Source organism: Streptomyces sp. B21-105 (assembly GCF_036898465.1).
Taxonomy (GTDB): domain Bacteria; phylum Actinomycetota; class Actinomycetes; order Streptomycetales; family Streptomycetaceae; genus Streptomyces.
The window spans coordinates 5150201-5168089 of the sequence record NZ_JARUMJ010000001.1 but is presented as its reverse complement, the minus strand read 5'-3'; the positions used below and the strand labels follow the sequence as shown (position 1 = coordinate 5168089).

Genomic DNA, 17889 nt, shown 5'->3' with positions numbered 1-17889 from the left:
TGAGTCGGCGCCAGCGGACGTCGACAAGTCAGGTGTTGGTCAGGACTGGTGGAGGAAGCTGGAGGGCGGGGGCTGGCTCATTCCCCGCGCCGGTTCGACGCGCTCGTCACGCGTCGCGCCATCTTCTTCAGCCGGGACAGCTTCGACGGGGGTGCGGGTACCGGCTGGATCTTCAGGACGAGCTTTCCCTTCTCCGGGCCGATGCTCACCGTGTGCAGCCGGCCGCTGGCCGCCGGGAGTGGCACGACGTGCCGATCGACCCTGGGCACGTCGCGTCCCAGGGCTTTGCCCAGGCCGCCGCGGGCGGACAGGCCGTGGGTGGTGCATCGCAGGGAGACTTCCCAGGTGCCGGGATCGAGGCAACGCCCTCCGGCGACGGAAGCGATGTCGATCGACACGCGGAAGTCGGCGAGGCCGTAGTCGTAGGTTTCCTTGCCCCGGCTCACCGTGAGATAGGGCGACGACTCAGGCTGCACGGTTACGGCAATCTCCTGCTGTGTCGCGGAGTGCCGCAGCAGGATCTCCGTGGTGAGGTCCTCGGTGTCGACCTGGTCGAGATAGGCGTAGCCGGACAGCTCGACGACGCTTCCGTTCCAGGTGATCCTGTCCACCCGGCGCCGAGGGCTGACGCCCAGCGTCACGTCGGTGATGTCGCACAGCTCCGCGTAGGCGGCGGAGGATGCCGACGGGAACGGTGTGGCCGCGTACAGCCGGCCGTCACGCACCTGGTTCTTGCCCGGGCGGCCGGCCAGATCCCACTCGACGACCTGGGCGAGCTCGTCGAGCAGCCCTTCGCGCAGACAGTGCACCCGCAGCCGCTCCGCGACGTCCAGTTCGGCGCGCACACCGGGGGTGACCCATTCCTTGGCGAACGGCGCGGCCAGGGCGGCGAACTCCTTGCGGCCCGCGTCGTCGGCGTCGAGGTACCGGCGGTCGAAGCGGCGCAGCAACTCGGCCTTGACGTGCCGGGCGACCAGCCGGTCTTGCAGGGTGCCCGGCTCGGTGAGGTCCTTCACGAGGGCCACCACCTCCGCCGCCTGGGCGACCATGGTCGGGTAGTCGAGACCGCCGTGCGTGATGTTGCCCTTATCGCCACGCCCGACGAGGTAGTAGCAGTCGTAGTCGGCAAGGATCGAGATGACCGTGCTGTGGAGGTAGGCGCGGGCGACGAAGTGCTGGTCCTCGCTGATCCGCATGTGCTCGGGGAAGCGGATCCGGTGCTCCTCGATCATGCTGCGCCTAAAAAGTTTGAACGGCATCAGCGTGTAGTAGACGGCCGCCTGATCCACACGGTCCACGTTCTTCACGAAGACCTCGCGGACCTCGGGGCGGATCGCCCGGCCCACGGCCACGAGCTTGGCCAGGACGGTGTCGGCGCCGTTCTTCTCGGCCATGGCGACGAGCCGCTCCAGCGCCTCCGGGCCCAGGCAGTCGTCGCCGTCGAGGAAGAACACATAGCGTCCGGTCGCGTGATCAAGCCCGACATTGCGGGGGCGACTCGGCCCGCCCGACGCCTCCTGGTGGATTACCGTCATCCGCCAGGGCCTGTCCTTGGCCCAGGCGTCGAGGACCTCGCCGCTGCCGTCCGTGCTGCCGTCGTCGACGGCGACGACCTCGAGGGCGTCCATGCCGATGCTCTGCCCGGCCACCGACCTCGTGTATTCAGCTACGAGGGCCGTCCGCCAGCGATGTGACGACCTGACAGCAGAAGGGTGCCCCTGACCTGCGATGATCTGGATTTCCTAGATCAAGAACGTCGCAGAGTGGGGGCACCCGACAGGTGCAGGCTACCGAATGGAATCACCGGCTCGTCGTGCGGGCCGACGGCAAGAACCTGGTCGGGCACGCGGGCGTGGTGCTGCTGCGCCGGATAGCGGACCGCGTCGGGCTGACCCGGGCCCTGACCGCCGCGCTGCCGCAGGGCGTCGGGCCGGGGTGGCGGGATCGCGGGATGGCCCTTGTCCAGCTGGCTTGCGCGATCGTCCTCGGCGCGAGGAACATCCTGCAGGCCGAGCAACTGCAGCATCACTGGCGGCCGTTGTTCCCCTGTCCGGTCTCGGACAGCACCCTGTGGCGCACGCTGGAAGCCATCGACGGCCCGGTCGCAGCCCGGGTGGAGCGCGTCCGTGCCGTGATACGGCGTGGGGTGTGGACGCTGCTCGCCCTGCGCCCCGGCGGGTTTCCCTGGATCTCGGTATGCGGGCGCAAGCTCACCAACTGGTACGTCCTCGATCTCGACGCCACCCTCGTGACCTGCACCAGCAAGAAGGACGGCGCGGCCGGCACGTTCAAGGGCAGCTACGGGCATCACCCGCTGGGAGCCTGGCTGGCCAACACCCGCGAATGCGTGACGATGCTGCTGCGGCCGGGCAACGCCGCGGCCAACGACATCGCCGACCACAAGAGCGTCCTCGCGGCAGCCCTGCACCAGCTCCCGCTGCCGCTGTGGTCGAAGCTGCTGATCCGGATCGACGGCGCGGCCTTCAGTCATGGCCTCCTTGAGCATCTGCAGGCGCTGACCACCAGCCGCCGCCGGGTGCGCTGGATCACCGGCTGGGCCATCAACACCGCCGACGAGAGAGCGATCGCACTGCTGCCCGCGGACGTGTGGAGTGACGCGCTGCGCCAGGACGGCGAGGTCCACGAGATCAAGGGCCCGGACGGGGAGAAGGTCACCTACCAGGTCGCCGAGCTGACCGGGGTCCGCGACCTGACCGGCTGGCCCGAGGGGACACGGCTGATCGTGCGCCGGGTCAAACCCTCGCGCCGCGACCTGAAGAAGCTGACCGCGTTCGAGCAGCGCACCGGCTGGCGCTACCAGATCGTCGCCACGAACATCCCCACCCACCAGGGGCTTTCCGGGGTCCCAGGCTCCGGACAGGTGTGGTTCGTCGACGCTCTCTACCGTGATCACGCCGAGGTCGAGGACCGCATCAAAGCGATCAAGAGAGTCGGGCTCGGGCTACTGCCCTCCAAGTCCTTCCAGCTCAACGCCGCCTGGATGCTGGCCGCCACCCTCGCCGCCGACCTCGACGCCTGGACCCGACTCCTCCTCCTGCACGACGAACCCGAACTCGCCGCCGCCGAACCGGAGACAATCCGGACGAAGCTCTATCACCTGCCCGCCCGCCTCACCACCCACGCCCGCCGGCGCACCCTGCACCTCGACCGCACCTGGCCCTGGGCACCCGCGTTCGCCACCGCCTGGCGACACGCAACCGGCCTCCCGGCCGACACCTGACGACCGGCCCCGCCCCAACGACACCGGAGAGGAGGGAACCCGCAGCACCCTCGGGCCCGTGGAACCCGACGCCCCGCAGCGTCACGCGACGGCCCATCCTCGAACGGCAGGGGATATTACGGGCAAGTCGCCGAGCCGACCGGCGTCACACCGCCAGTGAAGAATCGAGGCCGATGCGAGCGTCTGCTCCAGATAGGGCATCGCATTGCACACGGGTATGACCACAGAGACGGTTGGCAGGCGTGATTCAACCATCAAGGAAGCCCCCGTAAAGATCTGCGGATATTACTGTCAGAATAAGGGGCCCATGTGGCTCTTGTGACCGGAGGAGGTTACGAACGGGATGCGATTCCACTTGGTCGCACTGAGTAGCCAGACGCCCAGACCGCGGCCAGCAGGGGGTGGGGCGAATTCGGTCACTCGCCCCACCCCCTACGGTGCAGGCCGCTCCTACTCGAGGTAGAGCCGTCCCTGATCGGGGCCGTCGCCCCCAAGGAAGTTGGACCAGTAGGAACTGGCCGGGTAACCACCGTCGAAGTACGTGCCCATGTTCCTGCGGACACTGACGTTGCCATCGGTGGTGTGCACCACCAGGTCCGAATTGCCGTCACCGGTGATGTCGGCGAAGTACAGGCGGCCTTGGCCCGGCTGGCCAAGGAAGTTCGACCAGTTCGCGGTCATCAGCGTGCCGCCGTCGAAGTAGGTGCCCATGTTCTTACGGACGTTGATGTTCCCGTCCATCTCGTGCACCATGAGGTCGGCTTTCCCGTCACCGGTGATGTCGGCGAAGTACAGGCGGCCTTGGCCCGGCTGGCCAAGGAAGTTCGACCAGTTCGCGGTCATCAGCGTGCCGCCGTCGAAGTAGGTGCCCATGTTCTTACGGACGTTGATGTTGCCATCGGGCGTGTGGACCAGCATGTCGGCCTTGCCGTCGCCGGTGACATCCGCGAAGTACAGCAGACCCTGACCAGGCTGCCCCAGGAAGTTGGACCAATGGGCGCTCATCAAGGTGCCCGTGTCGAACCCGGTCCCCGTCCGGTTGTTACGGCGGACGATGATGTTGCCATCCGTGCCGTGGGAGATGAGGTCCTTGGTACCGTCGGCGTCGATGTCGGCGAAGTACAGCTTGCCCTGGCCGGACTTGCCCAGGAACTGCTGCCAGCCCCAGCTCACGTAGGTGCCCGTGTCGAAGTACGGCCCGGTCGGCTGCTTCCTGCGAATCGCCAGCGCCCCGTCGGGCGTGTGGACGACCATGTCACCGAGGGTGTCGCCGTTCATGTCCGGCTTGCCCGGCGTGCCGCCCGGCGTCCCGGTCGGCTGGGTCCGGCTGATGGGGAACGCCGGCTGGAATGCGATGCCGTCCGCGCCCGGTACCTTGCCGAGCCATCCCTGCACGGAATTGTCGGAATTCCGCGCCCACAGGTCGGCGATTCCGTCACCGTTGAGGTCTCCCGAGGAGCCCAGTGTAGGGAAGTCCGCAGCCTTGACGCCGGAACCGATTTTCACGCGTTCGCTGACTGCGCCCCAGGTGGTCGGGTCGACGTTTCCGTCGCTTCCCTTCTTGCCATAGGCGCGGTAGATGTCGCCCGTCGTGTTTTGGCGGAGCCAGAGGTCCGGCAGGGAGTCGCCGTTGGTATCGCCGGGAGCAACGATGGTGAACTGGTCCCAGTCGCCGTTGCCCACGAGAACAGGCTCGCGGATGTCGAGGGTGTAACTTGCGCGATTGCCGTAATACGCCCACAGCTGCTTGCCCTGCTTGACCAGCAGGTCCGGCTGACTGTCACCGTTGATGTCACCCGAAGCGACGATCTGTTCGGCGTTGTACCAGTGATCGTCGCCGGTCCACTCGTCGCCGAAGTCGCATCCGAGGTCAGGATTCTTCACCGGACAGGAAACGGTGAGTTCTGTGTAGTCGTCGAGGGACACGGCGCCGCGGCCGTTGTTGCGGTAGACCCAGAGCTTGTTCCTCTTGTCCACCTCGTCGTATTCGAACGAGGTGAGATCGTTGTACCCGTCTTGGTTCCAGTCTCCCCGGGACGTGACCTGGCCGTTGACGATCGATATGCCGCCGTTGGCCGCGGCGGAGAACTGCGCGTTTCCCTGCCCGGCGTAGGTGAGCAGTGCATCGTTGGCGTCCAGACTCCAGAAGTCGCTGTTGCCGTCACCGTTCAGGTCGTTGGGGCCGTCCCGCTCGGCGGACCGGTTGGCGTAGAAGAGGTAGGCCGCGGTGTCGGAGAGATTGCCTGCGGCGTCCGCACTGTAGGCGTAGACGAAGTGCGGGCCGGCGCCGGGCGGCGTCAGCTGTACGAACGCAGCGGCTTCATTAGCCGGTGTGTCCGGGTCGTCCGTCGTCACCGGTGCGTCCAGCAGCTTCGGGTCCCAGTCCGTGTAGTAGTAGTACCGGCGCACGTCGGTGACGCCGTTCGGGATGAAGGTGAAGGTGCCGGTGGTGCGTGCCTTGCTCGTGTCGGCCGGCCAGCCCAGTTTGCCGTCGGGGAACTGCGGGGAGCTGATGACGGGCGGCTTGCTCGGGCGGGTGCGGTCGACGGAGAACTTGCACATGGTCGACCAGCCGGAGTAGGCGCCGTCCTGGTCCTTGGCCCGGGTCTTCCACGTGTAGTCACCCGTGGGCAGGCTCGCATCGGGGACGGCCAGCGTGGAGATCTTTCCCTTGGTAGCGGGGACGGTCTGGGTCACCGTCGGCGTGCTGCTGCCGGCCTTGAAGACCTGGAACTCGGCGGTGAGGTTGCCGGCGTCCACGTCGTCGTACTTCGCGAAGAGGCTGACGCGCGTGTTGCCGATCACGCCGCCGGTGAGGCAGGCTGTCCTGGGGTTCGTGCCCAGGCCCGTCGGAGTCTTGGGCGGGTTGTTGTACTTGGTCTCCAGGACCGCGGTTTTGGCGTCAAACTTTTTCCAGCCGAAGGTATCCGTCTCATCGGAGGCGTACATCCCGAGGTTGACGCTCGACCACTTCTTCAGCGCCGCCTCGCGGACCAGGCTTGTGGTGTCGAACTCCAGGTTGCCGGCGGCGCAGTCCTTGCTCCAGCCCTTGGCGTCGTTCACCGTGGCGATCCCGGAGTACTTGGCGGGCTGTCGGTTCCAGGTGGTCTTCGAGGAGATGGCACCGACATGCCACAGCTCCACGGGACGGGCCTGGCAGGACCACGACCAGGTGTTCTTGATCCGGAAGACCGACGACTTGACCTGAGCGCCCCTGATGTTGGACGTATCGAGCTGGAAGAAGGATCGCGACAGCCCATAGGTCTCGTTCTCATACCCGACGCGCACGACCTCCTTAGTGTTCCAATAGGAGGTGTTCGGGTACTTCTTGTAGACGCGCGTCCAGTTCTGCCTCTTCCCCCACGCCCACGAGGGATCGATGTAGACCGGGTACTGCGTATCCGCCCCGGTCAGCAGCTCCTGGTCGGGCTTGATCTCCAGCGTGGAGTCCGTGACCGTCGTAGTCATCTGCGCGTCCTGCGCCCCGGCCTGCGGCTCGAAGACGTCTCCGGGCGCCATCTCCTCCGTCCCAGCTGCTGCGAGAGCCCGGGCGGTCGGAGCGCCCGACGTGGCGGCCGCGGCGCCCGAGGTGGCGGTCGTGGAGTCCCACATGAGCGGGGTAGGGCTGGTGAACACGGTCTGGCCGGCCGGATTGACAGCCGTGACACTCCCCGTCTCGGGGTCCGTAGAGACGTTCAGCCCGACCGTGTCCAGCTTGTACTTCAGCGACGCCAGTTCCGGATTCCGCGCCGCCTCGGCCGTCTTGACGACCAGCAACTGCGAGAAGCCCTCCACCTCCGCCTTCAGCTGAAGGTCCACCCCGGGCAGCACCTCGGCATAGGTAGCCACGTTCTCGACCAGGGTGGGCTTGGCAAGCGTCTTAGAAACCATCTCATTTGGTGAGCCTGCGGTAGCAGATGAGGGTGCAGGCGATGCTGGTAAAGGCGAGGAAGTGGCTGGCTTTGCGCTCGTAGCGTCGGTGCAAGCGCCGGCAGCCGGCGAGCCAGGCCATGGTGCGTTCGATGGTCCAGCGGTGGCGGCCGAGTCGTTGCGAAGTCTCGACGCCCTTACGGGCGATGCGATGCCGGATGCCTCGGCTGGATAACCATCGCCGCAGGTGGGCGTAGTCGTAGCCTTTGTCGGCGTGGAGCTTGTCCGGCCTGCGTCGCCGACGCCCGCGGCGGGAGCGGATGGGCGGTATGCCCTTCACCAGGGGGATCAGGGCCTGGCTGTCGTGCAGGTTCGCCCCTGAGATTCCGACGGAGAGGGGCAGACCGGTCCGCTCGGTGATGAGGTGGATCTTCGACCCGTACTTGCCCCTGTCGACAGGATTCGGACCTGTCATGTCCCCCTTTTCAAGGCCCGCATGTTCACCGAGTCGATCGCACACCGGGACCAGTCCAATTCGCCACGAACGCCGAGCTCGTCGAGGACCAGGCGGTGGAGCTTGGCCCAGACGCGGGCCTTCGACCACTCGGCAAAGCGTCGATGGGCCGTCGCTCCCGACGGCCCGAATGACGCGGACGGCAGCTGCTGCCAGGTACAGCCTGACGTGGCCACGAACACGATCGCGGCAAGAACCTCACGATCGCCATGACGGCGCCGGCCACCGCCTTGAGGCCGCGAGGGCGCCTCCGGCACCACTCGCTGGAACAACTCCCACAACTCATCCGGCACCAGCCGCTCAACGATCCCCACGAGCCACAGCCTACCGAGTCGGCCAAATGAGATGACGTCTTAGGCCAGGTGAGGGTCAGAGTGCGACCGTCCTTCACCCCGGACAGCAGGGGACCGCTTCCCCCACCGGAGAAGGTCACGGCCACGGACGAGGCCTTCGGGACGACGCTGCCGTCCGCAGCAAAGACCAACGTGGGGTCGGTGGGCACCCAAGCGCCGCCGCGCAGCACGCGCACCGGTGTCCCGTACCGCTTGACCGACCAACTGCCGTCAGGCAGCGCCCACGTGTCGGATGACTCGGTCCGCGCAGAGAGCAGTTCGTAGGGCTGGCCCGTGGCCGCAGCCTGCTCGAGAGCGTATTCCTCATCGCTCTTCGAGCCGTCAGAGACGTTGCCCGAAGCGACGGCGGGTACTACTGCGCTCGCGCCGGTGGACAGGCCAAGGAGGCTAGAGGCGGAAATCGCACAAATCAAAGTGAGAGACAATGACCGGGCTGGCCATCTCTTTCTCACCGTACCGTAGCGGGGTCTTACGAGACGCACAAGCATCCTCTCGCTATTCGACAGGTCGGCCGGACTCTAGCGAGTAGTCCTGGGCGATGCATATGACTGCCTACGCGGAAGAAAGAGCCCCACTTCCGCGAGTGAAACAGCCCAAGACTGTTCCGGTGGAAAAGGTGCAAATCGGCGGATCCAAAAAGCCTGATATGGCCGCCAAGAATGCCTGGAAAGGCGTTCCTGAGGCGGCTTGGCCGGCTGCAGGTTTAGCTGAGGTGGAGCTGGCTGCCGGAAAAGTGGTGAGGGAAGTCGCGCCAGCGAAGCCGGCCCGGGCAGGCGGACTGCCAGTGTCTCTTGCACCGGCCGAGGGCACGGACACTCCAGCGAAGAGAAGATGGGGGTAAGGTCGCCGGACGGGACGCGGCCCGCAGGGCGGGCATAGAGGGCCTTCTGCTGTCGGTCGGCCGACGCGACGGTACCGCGAAGGCTGTCCCGGCCAGAGTTCAGGTGGACTACGCCTCCTTCCGGAAGGCCTACGGAGGCGACTGGGCGTCTCGGCTCCGGCTCGTGCAACTGCCCGCCTGTGCACTCACGACGCCGCAGAAGGCGCCGTGTCGGACGCCGAAGCCGCTCGCGACTCACAACGATGTGCTGTCCTCAACGCTCACGGCCACGGTGGCAGTGACGAACGCGACGGTGCTGGCCGCGACGGCGGGCAACGAGGGCCCAGGGGGTGACTATAAGGCCACGCCAAAGGCAGCGGGCTCGTGGAGCGCCCGCAAGTCAACTGGGGCCTTCGCCTGGTCGTACCCGATCGACGTGCCGGACGTTCCCGGCAACATGGAACCGAAGATCTCGCTCGACTACTCGTCGGAGTCGGTGGACGGGCTGACAGCCGCCTCGAACAACCAGGCCTCCTGGATCGGCGACGGCTGGTCCTGGGAGCCGGGCTTCGTCCAGCGCCGCTACAAGTCCTGCAACGACGACAAGACCGACGCGACGGACAACAGCCGGGTCGGCGACCTGTGCTGGTGCAACGACAACGCCCTTTCGAGAAGCTCACGGGCGCCGCCAACGGCGACCAAGGCACCACCGACGTCGACGGTAGGGCGAGCACTGGAAGATCACCACGACCGACGGCACCCAGTACTTCTTCGGACTCAACCAGCTCCCGGGCTGGAGCGATCACGGCACGGCGGCCGACGACCCGGAGACCAACTCGACGTGGACCACGCCTGTCTTCGGCAACCAGGCCGGTGAGCCCTGTTACGCCGCTTCGTTCGCGAGCGGCTGGTGCCAGCAGGCCTGGCGCTGGCAGCTCGACTACGTCGTCGGCCCGCACGGCAACGCCACGGCCTACTACTGGAAGACCGAGAGCAACAACTACGGCCGCAACGTCTCGGAAACCACGGGCGACTCCACCGCCACGCCGTACATCCGTGCCGGCTACCTCGACCACATCGACTACGGTCTGCGGTCGACGTCGGTGTACTCGGCCAAGGCCATGGGCCAGGTGTCCTTCGACGTCAGCGAACGCTGCCTGACCGACTGCGCGACGTTCGACGAGGACCACGCGAAGAACTGGCCGGACGTACCGTTCGACATATACTGCAAGGTCGGCGCGGAGTCCGCGGTCTGCGGCGGGGCGAGGCATGCGCGCAGCCCTGGTCGGAGACCAACCTCGACGACCACTCCCTGACGGTCTCCGCCCAGCTCGTCCAGGACGGGTGGGAGGTCGAGACCTCCGAGCCCAAGACGGACAGCGGCTTCCGCGTGGTCGCGCTCGACGACGACACCGTCAACGTCCTGAAGCGGCACCGCGAACAACAGGACGCGGACCGCGAGGAGTGGGGAACGGCCTGGGTCGAGACCGGCATGGTCTTCACCCAGGAAGACGGATCCTGGCTGCACCCCGGCAAGGTGACCGACCTCTTCGAGCGCCTCGTCGCCGCCTCCGGGCTCCCGCCGATCCGGCTGCACGACCTCCGGCACGGGGCGGCCACGCTCATGCTCGCCGCCGGCATCGACGTGAAGATCGTGTCGGACACACTCGGGCACAGCGACACCCGAATCACGCGGGACATTTACCAGAGCGTCCTGCCACAGGTCGGCAAGAACGCGGCCGAGGCCACCGCCAAGCTGGTCCCGCTTCAGAGGAAGACCCAGGCGGAGGAGGCCCGTCAGGCCACCAAGAAGGCCAAGAACAAGGCGAAAGCCGAGGCCAGGGCCAATAAGAAGAGCAAGCGGAAGAAGCCCAAGAAGTAGGGCACCGGACCACTCCGCTCACCCATCGCTCACTCAAGCCATCTCGCGGCACCCCGGCCGTGTGACGCGCCATGCCCCGAGCAACACAAAAGGCCAGGTCACGGGCTGTGACCTGGCCTTTTCCGGAGCCGCCCTCGGGATTCGAACCCGAGACCTCGGCATCACATCGGCAGCATCATCGCTCCTGGTTCCTCGTCCCAATTGAGACCGAATCGGTGGGGACTGCCGAGGTTGCGAAGCCGCTCCGCTCGCTGGGTTATGAAACCTCGCACATCCCTGGTCAGCACATCTCGCATGGCCGCCCACGCGGCGTGACGGCTGTCTGGAACAACGGGAACCTCGCGCCGCAGCTCGGCCTCGGCGGCTTCTCCCAGCGAATGCGCCCACCGGCCATCCTGCTGCCACGTGATCCACTTGGAGCTTCTGATCGCGTTCTTCAAAGAAGCCACGTTGTACCGATATCCGAGTTGCTTCAGGCAGTAGTCCAGCGCATCCGCTGTCATGGGCTCGTTGGCTGCGAGCAGAACCAGCCGACTCGCCCCTTCCAAATTTCGAGGGCCCGGCAGGGGGCCGTGGCGGTACAAGGAGTAGGTTCCTTGACCGGCCCAACAGAAGCGCCGGTCAGGCGAAAGCACCGCATTGGCACTGGGGACACCGATTTTGTGTCCGTAATCGCTGTGGGCAAGGCGAACGAAGTCACGTACGTGCAGGGGTGATCGGACCGAACAGGCAATCGCGTACATGACCTCTGCATGGCTCTCCCAGCGTGGCCCCCCGCAGCCGCAACGCCTGCTTTCCCATGACGACAGGGCGGCGCCGCAAAGGGGGCAGGCATCACAGGCATCGGCCGTCATCCCGACTCTCCATAACACGAAGCTAAGGAGGTCACCCTGCGCTCCAGTCCAGGGACGTAGTCACCGGACTCGCCAGGACGGGGCCGATGTCCTCTTCGGTGTCGGGACCGACCGCGTCCAAGTAACGGGTGACGGCCTCCTCGTCGATGATCACTAGGTTGTCACCCGACGCAGCCTCGATCAGGCCCTGTGCCTTGCGTAGTACGTCGCGCGGCTTGCGATTCGATCGCCTGAACAACGCATCTACCGCCTCCGACGTGAACGGGTACACGTCCCCTCGCGGCCGATCGTCTTTTTTGCGAGCAGCAGCGAGATACTTAGAAAGGAGCTTGACTGCCGAGTCCAGATCACGAAGCGCTGGCAGGACCACGATCCGGTGCTTGTTGGCCTCCGAGATCTCGAACGTCGGCAGGTCCGCGAGTTCCCAGGCCGTGCCGATGGTTAGTGCTGCTCGAGGATGCATGGTTACCACGATGTTGAGCATGTCGGCCATAGGCAGCGTTTCGAGGATGATGTCGCGGAACCGTTCGGTTTCGAGATCACGCTTGGCCTTCGCCGTAGTGGTGCTCGCGAGGTCCTCCAGCTGGTCGCAGCAGAGCAGGACGTGCTTCATGCCTGCTGCCGCGGCGAAGAGGAGGAACGTCGCGAGATACACAGCGCCGTTCCGGGTCCGCGAAGCAGGCTTGACCTTGTCCAGGTAGTCCTGGGCAACGGTCGAGTCCGCGTCGCACAAAGCCAGGATGAGCTTGTCGTCGGGCGGCCCCAGAGTCCGGCCCCGAAGATCTCGATGCTGCTCGACCACGATCTTCGCCAGGCTCTGCGGATCGTCGGTGGCGGTCCGTGCGACAAGTGCCTCACGTAGGCGCTGGACGAGCGTAAGGCTTGTATTAGCGGCACGGAAATCCGTCGCGTACTCGACGGCCGTGAACAGAGCGGCACTCAGGGAACGGATCTGGGCAGTGTCGAAGCTCGTCAGCAACCCGCAGATCGGTTCCTCGGAGGCATCGTCCTCATCGAGGCCGCAGCTCAAATACGCAGCACGGCCGAAGTCCTCGTTGAGACTCCATGTGAGGTGCTGCATGAGCACAGACTTGCCGAACCCACGGGCGTCAGAGTCGCCCGGGCCGGTACCCGTCGACCACAGGTAACCGAACCGCAGACCGGAAAATGCTGCCCCAAGCACAAATTTCTCGACGGCCTCCTCGAATTTGTCCGCGTTGACGTCCGGCTCGTAGAGGAGTCCGTTCTCTCGCACGTCGGCGCCCCCCAACCGGGCGATGCCCGTGGTCGGGAAGGGGTTTTGACGCAGTCCCCATTGCTTCTTAAGCCAGACGGGGCCCGCGCTACGGGTTGAGGCGGTCATCGTGTCAGGTCTCCTGGGTGGTGGTTGAAGTGGCGTGGACAGTGGGTTCCTGTGCAACGCTGATCACGTTGAACACACGTCGGAGCCCACTCGCACTGGGAATGATCAAGGGCTTGGTCGAAGCAGGGGCGACCCTCAGCGACGCCTGATCGAGGTGAATACTCAAACCAAGGCCGGGGTGCTCGCCTGCGAGAGCTTCCCGCAACGCCAGATCGAACTCGTCGTCGCTGATCCGTTGCTTCCAGCAAACGGCCGCACGCAGCTGCCAGACGGGCAGGTACATGCCACCGGCTGCGTCGGCCCTTTGCTCGCGCCAGATCGCCCAGACGGCGTCGAGGGCTGTCCGACGCACCTCCTTGCCGACTCGCCGGCTGATCGCGACGGCATCGCCGCTACCCGTCACCACGGCGGTGGGCCAGAGCCGCATCGCTGAAGGTCCTGGTGCGTAGTAGCTGAAGTTGGCCAACCCCAGAAACCGAGTCCACCTGCGTAGCAGCTCGAGGCTGATGTAGTCCAAAGGACAGCCGGCCGCGCCAAATACGAACCGGGCCATGGCCTCTTCGCACGTGGTGGCGAACTGCTTTCGGCTGATCTCCTTCTCCCGGGCGCGCGCCCGCTCCTCGAAGCGGCGGACATAGTCGCGGACGCTCTCACTGATGGCCTCGGGCTCCGCAGTCCAGCCGAGCGTGCCCTGAGCTGCCGCGTCCGTAGCGAACGCGACGAACGCGTCAAGGTACGCCGCGTTAGTGCCGTAGCCCGACGCACTGAACCTCAAGAGGGGAATGGTCAAGTGAGTGGTGCTGCTGTCCGGTCGGGCGCCCAGGAGGCGCAGAAAACCCTCGAATTGCGGATGCGTGTTGAGCAGTACGCCAGTGAGCGCGTTGTACGCGGCGCGACCGTCGGCGGCGACAAGCGCCGCCCATCTCTCCCCCGCAGGGGTGAGAGTGAACACCGAATCGGCATGCGCGTATGCGGAGTTGGGACTGGAGGGAAGGATGTGCTTCTCGACCCATCCGAGACGCATCAGCTCCTTGAGGACGTCGACGGTGTTGTGGACGTGCTTCCTGGTGTCCGACCGCGCTAGCTCCCACTTGCGGGCAGAGTACGAGCCGTCCGTATCCCCCTCACGCGCCACCGCAGCAGCTCGGTCGACGAGAGCACGACGCACCTGCTCGAAGGTTGCGCCCTGAGCAACGTTGCCGATGGCGACCTCGATGTACGCGAGGTCCTGCAGCCGTGGAATGCCCACACCCCCGACGCTCACCCTCGGCCTCCGTGGAACACGGTTGCCCGGAACCACCGGGCCGACGTCTGCGAGCTACGGCACGAACGCCCCCTGAGGGGCAGGCAGTGAATGAGGCGCATCAATGCTCCGATGACAAGAGGGGCGTGGCGGATGACAACCACTGTCACCACAACCAACCCACACCACAAGGGAGTTATTAATGTAGGCGCTCTCATGGGGCATGAGAGCCGGAACATATATATAAGAGCCCGAGGTTCTGCCCGATACGCGACGACCAGCCCGCCGAGAATCGCTTCGGGCCGACGGCTGCCCCGCGCTAAGAGAGATCACCACGACAAGCAGCGGGTGAGATGAGATGGCCACCGCCGCAGGTGTCAGTACGCCTCGCTCCGCCCGCGCAGCGCACATGCGGAGATGTCCTGCGCTCGGAGCGAGCAGGCCCCAAGGCCGTCGTGAAGGCCAAGCGGGTGAAGCCCAAGAAGTAGGTCGGCGAGCCGCTCCGCTCACGCATCGCTCACGCAAGCACTTCCACGGCATCCCCGTCGTGCGGCTCGGCATGCCCCGGGCATGAAAAAACCCCAGGTCACGGCGAGTGAGTCCTGGGGTTTCTCGGAGCCGCCTTCGGGATTCGAACCCGAGACCTACGCATTACGAGCTGTCCGGTCTTGATCCAGGGGCGTCCGCGGGCGTCCACCATCGCCACGCCTTACCTGATCACAAGGCTTCATGGACGGTGGTGGACACTGGCGGATCACTCTGGAAAGTGCGGCAACTGAGACTGCAACTGAGACTGAGTGCCCTCCGGGCGACCTAGCTCACGCCCCCTCTTCCGCACCATGATGCTCCGCCGGCCCGCCCGGCCACAGCCATTGCGCGATGGCAGCCACGGCCGCGACCACTCCCGCCGCCACGCCCAGCGGCACTGCCAGACCAGGCATGAGCAACACAAGGAAGGCGATCACCGCGCCCAGCGCAGCCATGCCGAGGATGACGGAGGTACGCCACCTGAACCGGACTCGGCCACGGGGTGTCTGTGAAGTCTCTGCGGCAGCAGCATGCCGCTCGAAACTGAGAAACCTGGATTCACTCGGTAACGTCATTGGCGACCCTTCTCGCACATGGGATGTGGTCAAGCCCGCCTCCGCACTGGGGCCAACCGTGAGCGGGGGCGGGCACAGGCACAGTGTGGCCCATCAAAGACCGAGCGAGCGGGGCGGCAGGCCAGCCCCCAGGGCGTTATCAATTCACTAACGCGAACTCGAATGGCAAATTTAGGTTGCCTGAACATCTCCCTAACCAGGGAGAATATGTCACCCAGCCTCAGCTAGGCATTGCAGTGCAATGCCTAGCACGGTACGGCGGCAAACTGCCCGCGAGCAGGGCGTGCATCCTCGCAACGACTACTGCACCAAAGGCTGCTGGGCTTCGCGGGACCGCAGAGCTGCTTGCCCAGGAGCACCCCCGGCCCCCAGAGGGCGACTCGCGACTTACCCGGTGCACATCACCCCGTGGAGAATATGGGCGCCGAGTGGGTGATGTAACTCACAAGCGATTCAATCTGGAAGCCTCAGCATCCCCGTGTCGCCACGTCTCGGCGAGCGACGAGCACCGGCCGGAGGCTGTGGGCCAGATGGATCGTCTGCTCAAGCGACGTCGATAGGCGGGTGCCGTCACGCCCCCGCGGTTGGAAGGTCGCGGAGGCGTTGTCTCAGCTAGATCGAAGAGCCCCCTGCCGGACTCGAACTGACGACCTTCGCTCTACAAGTTCATCCCGTGGAGCAGCCGGCCTGCTCGCCAGCCACCTGACAGGGGTTGGGCAGCACGTCGATGAGTACCCAAGGATGCGCTCGCGCGCTGACGTTGCCGTCAAGGTCTGTTGTCGCCAGAACGGCGACCTGGGGCGGTACTCGCAATGTCCCTGGCGGGCGGAGGGGCACGTTCGAGTGGCCTTCCATGATGTGTCGCAGTCGATTTTTCCCCGACTGTGCAGGTCACGTGCTACGTCTCTGCATCTCGCCCATTCACCGAGTGCGTATCTGTAGCAGCACGATGTGGCTGACCTCTAGACTTTCAGTCATCGATCCTTCGAACAGTGATCTTTGAGTAGAAGGAGACAGAGATGATCGATGACGTACGTATGCGCTTGTTAGCGCTTTGCTCGCTCCGCATGGAGGGCAAGAGTGTCGATTGGGCACTACTTGCCCGGTGCGCGCTGAAGGGGCATCTCGACAGCCTGTGTGAGGGCTTCATCCCCGAAGAGTCCGCCGCAGCCCGCAAGGCCCTACCCCTGCTCCGCGAGGGACTAAGGGAACGTGCCCTGAGTGAACACTTCGCTCGCGTTCAAAGCGAGCTGGAGCAGGCTGACAGCGCCGGAGCGAGTCTGGTCACGGTGTTGGACCCTGAGTACCCCGAGAATCTAAGGACCGTGGCGGATCTTCCCCCGTTCCTGTTCTACCGTGGGAAGCTCGATCACCAAGCCGACGCACGCTCAGTCGCAGTCGTAGGTACCCGTGACGCTACGGAGTTGGGGCTCTCGCGCGCCCGCAAGGCGGCACGTGAATTGAGTGAAGCGGGATACACCATCTCGTCGGGTCTCGCTCGCGGCGTTGACACGGAGGCGCATCGAACGGCACTGCATTTCGACCGTCGGACTATCGCAGTGATTGGTACGGGTATCACAAAGTGCTACCCCAGGGAAAACTTTGATCTCGCGGAAGAAATCGCCGATCAAGGCCTGATCGTTTCCCAGTTTTGGCCTTCTCGATCTCCCGGCCGGGACACCTTCCCCCGGAGGAACCATGTGACGTCTGGCATCAGCCTGGGAAGCGTCGTAATCGAGGCGTCAGGAACTTCCGGCGCCAAGATGCAGGCACGTGTGGCGGCCGAGCAAGGCCGGCATGTGCTGTTGCTCCAGTCGCTAGTGGATCAGCAGCCATGGGCCCGCAAGATGGTCGAGGCTCAGCGAGCAACCCCCGTGGCGAATACCGAACAGATGATCGAAACCTTGGCGAGCCCTCTTCGAGCGGAGGAGGTTTCGGGCCCAACGCAGCTCCTATTTGACGCCAAGTGATTGCCTGCTGTCGGACAGTAGGATTAACCTCTGCTTGGGGTCCGAGCTGCAAGCAGGGGGTCAAGGTTGTCCTACCGCCGTTTCGTGCGTCCCGACGACCGGAATTGGAGTACTGCGAACTGGGTGCACTGGCTGCGCGAGCAGCATGTTGCGCCTTCAGTCTTGGCTGACGACGCTGGCACTTGCTTCTTGTGTCGAACTCCAACGCCCATAGGCCCCCAAGGCGCGCCCTACCAGCACTGCTACAACTGTCGACACACGTTCTCGTCCGTTCTCGACGGCTTTGTCCCGATTTGTTATTCCCTCCATACTGGCCTTGAGGGAGTCCTGTGGAACGCCAAGAATGAGCCCTCTAACGTCTGGCTAAGACTCCCGTTAGGGTCCCTCCTCTGGACATTTATGGAACGACACCTGGCGTGCATAGAAGGGTTTTACGGCGGACCATTTGACCTGCGCGTAGCTATGCCCTCGCACTCTTCTACACGGAGCGGACAAAGTCACTTAGATGCCCTCATCAAGCACGTGCGAGACTTCTCCGACGAATGGAGCAGGGGGGCTCTGGTTAAGAATGACGCCTCAAAGGCGGGTACTCGGCGCGAGAAGATAGTGCCAGGCTTGTTTACTGCCAGCCCTACGGTTAGAGGTAAACGAGTTCTATTATTTGATGACACATTCA

Annotated in this window: 11 protein-coding genes and 1 pseudogene; 4 read left to right on the top strand and 8 right to left on the bottom strand. The window is 65.1% G+C overall.

Annotated elements, in window-relative coordinates; translation table 11 throughout:
* Positions 1-77: 77 nt before the first annotated feature.
* On the bottom strand, positions 78-1730 hold the full coding sequence (locus QA802_RS23345) for a glycosyltransferase family 2 protein (RefSeq protein WP_334534833.1): 1653 nt from the start codon (positions 1728-1730) through the stop codon (positions 78-80).
* 50 nt (positions 1731-1780) lie between these two features.
* On the opposite strand from QA802_RS23345, the gene QA802_RS23340 reads away from it, so the two are divergent.
* Positions 1781-3241: an IS1380 family transposase gene (locus QA802_RS23340; protein WP_334518312.1), complete on the top strand. Its 1461-nt coding sequence runs from the start codon at positions 1781-1783 to the stop codon at positions 3239-3241.
* Between the two features lie 450 nt (positions 3242-3691).
* Here QA802_RS23340 and QA802_RS23335 read toward each other — a convergent pair whose 3' ends face one another.
* Positions 3692-7132 carry an FG-GAP-like repeat-containing protein gene (locus tag QA802_RS23335; protein ID WP_334526033.1) on the bottom strand — a complete coding sequence of 1147 codons (3441 nt, stop codon included), beginning with the start codon at positions 7130-7132 and terminating at the stop codon, positions 3692-3694.
* A 1-nt stretch (position 7133) separates the two neighbouring features.
* Positions 7134-7933, bottom strand: a protein-coding gene (locus QA802_RS23330; RefSeq protein WP_234370366.1) for an IS5 family transposase whose coding sequence is annotated in 2 segments (ribosomal slippage) — positions 7134-7595 and positions 7598-7933 — 798 coding nt in all. Because the reading frame shifts where the segments join, the coding sequence is not laid out codon by codon here.
* 1049 nt (positions 7934-8982) lie between these two features.
* On the opposite strand from QA802_RS23330, the gene QA802_RS23325 reads away from it, so the two are divergent.
* A complete protein-coding gene (locus tag QA802_RS23325) occupies positions 8983-9675 on the top strand; it encodes a hypothetical protein (RefSeq protein WP_319169483.1) in 693 nt (230 codons plus the stop codon).
* A gap of 204 nt (positions 9676-9879) precedes the next feature.
* Here the strand turns inward: QA802_RS23325 and QA802_RS23320 are convergent, their stop codons facing one another.
* Entirely contained in the window at positions 9880-10020 is a 141-nt protein-coding gene (locus QA802_RS23320) for a hypothetical protein (RefSeq protein WP_319169504.1), read from the bottom strand.
* A 24-nt stretch (positions 10021-10044) separates the two neighbouring features.
* Between QA802_RS23320 and QA802_RS23315 the strand changes: the two are divergent.
* Positions 10045-10680 (top strand): annotated as a pseudogene (locus QA802_RS23315) (site-specific integrase); the annotation flags it as partial.
* 161 nt (positions 10681-10841) lie between these two features.
* Here QA802_RS23315 and QA802_RS23310 read toward each other — a convergent pair.
* From QA802_RS23310 to QA802_RS23295, 4 genes are all read right to left on the bottom strand, one after another.
* Positions 10842-11183 carry a hypothetical protein gene (locus tag QA802_RS23310; RefSeq protein WP_158806154.1) on the bottom strand — a complete coding sequence of 114 codons (342 nt, stop codon included), beginning with the start codon at positions 11181-11183 and terminating at the stop codon, positions 10842-10844.
* A 382-nt stretch (positions 11184-11565) separates the two neighbouring features.
* On the bottom strand, positions 11566-12897 hold the full coding sequence (locus tag QA802_RS23305; RefSeq protein WP_051831906.1) for a hypothetical protein: 1332 nt from the start codon (positions 12895-12897) through the stop codon (positions 11566-11568).
* 4 nt (positions 12898-12901) lie between these two features.
* Complete coding sequence (locus QA802_RS23300; protein ID WP_334526013.1) at positions 12902-14146, bottom strand: hypothetical protein; 1245 nt, start codon at positions 14144-14146, stop codon at positions 12902-12904.
* An 812-nt stretch (positions 14147-14958) separates the two neighbouring features.
* Positions 14959-15123 carry a hypothetical protein gene (locus QA802_RS23295; protein ID WP_334526010.1) on the bottom strand — a complete coding sequence of 55 codons (165 nt, stop codon included), beginning with the start codon at positions 15121-15123 and terminating at the stop codon, positions 14959-14961.
* 1139 nt (positions 15124-16262) lie between these two features.
* Between QA802_RS23295 and QA802_RS23290 the strand changes: the two genes are divergently transcribed.
* Complete coding sequence (locus QA802_RS23290) at positions 16263-17213, top strand: DNA-processing protein DprA (protein ID WP_334526007.1); 951 nt, start codon at positions 16263-16265, stop codon at positions 17211-17213.
* Positions 17214-17889 lie beyond the last annotated feature (676 nt).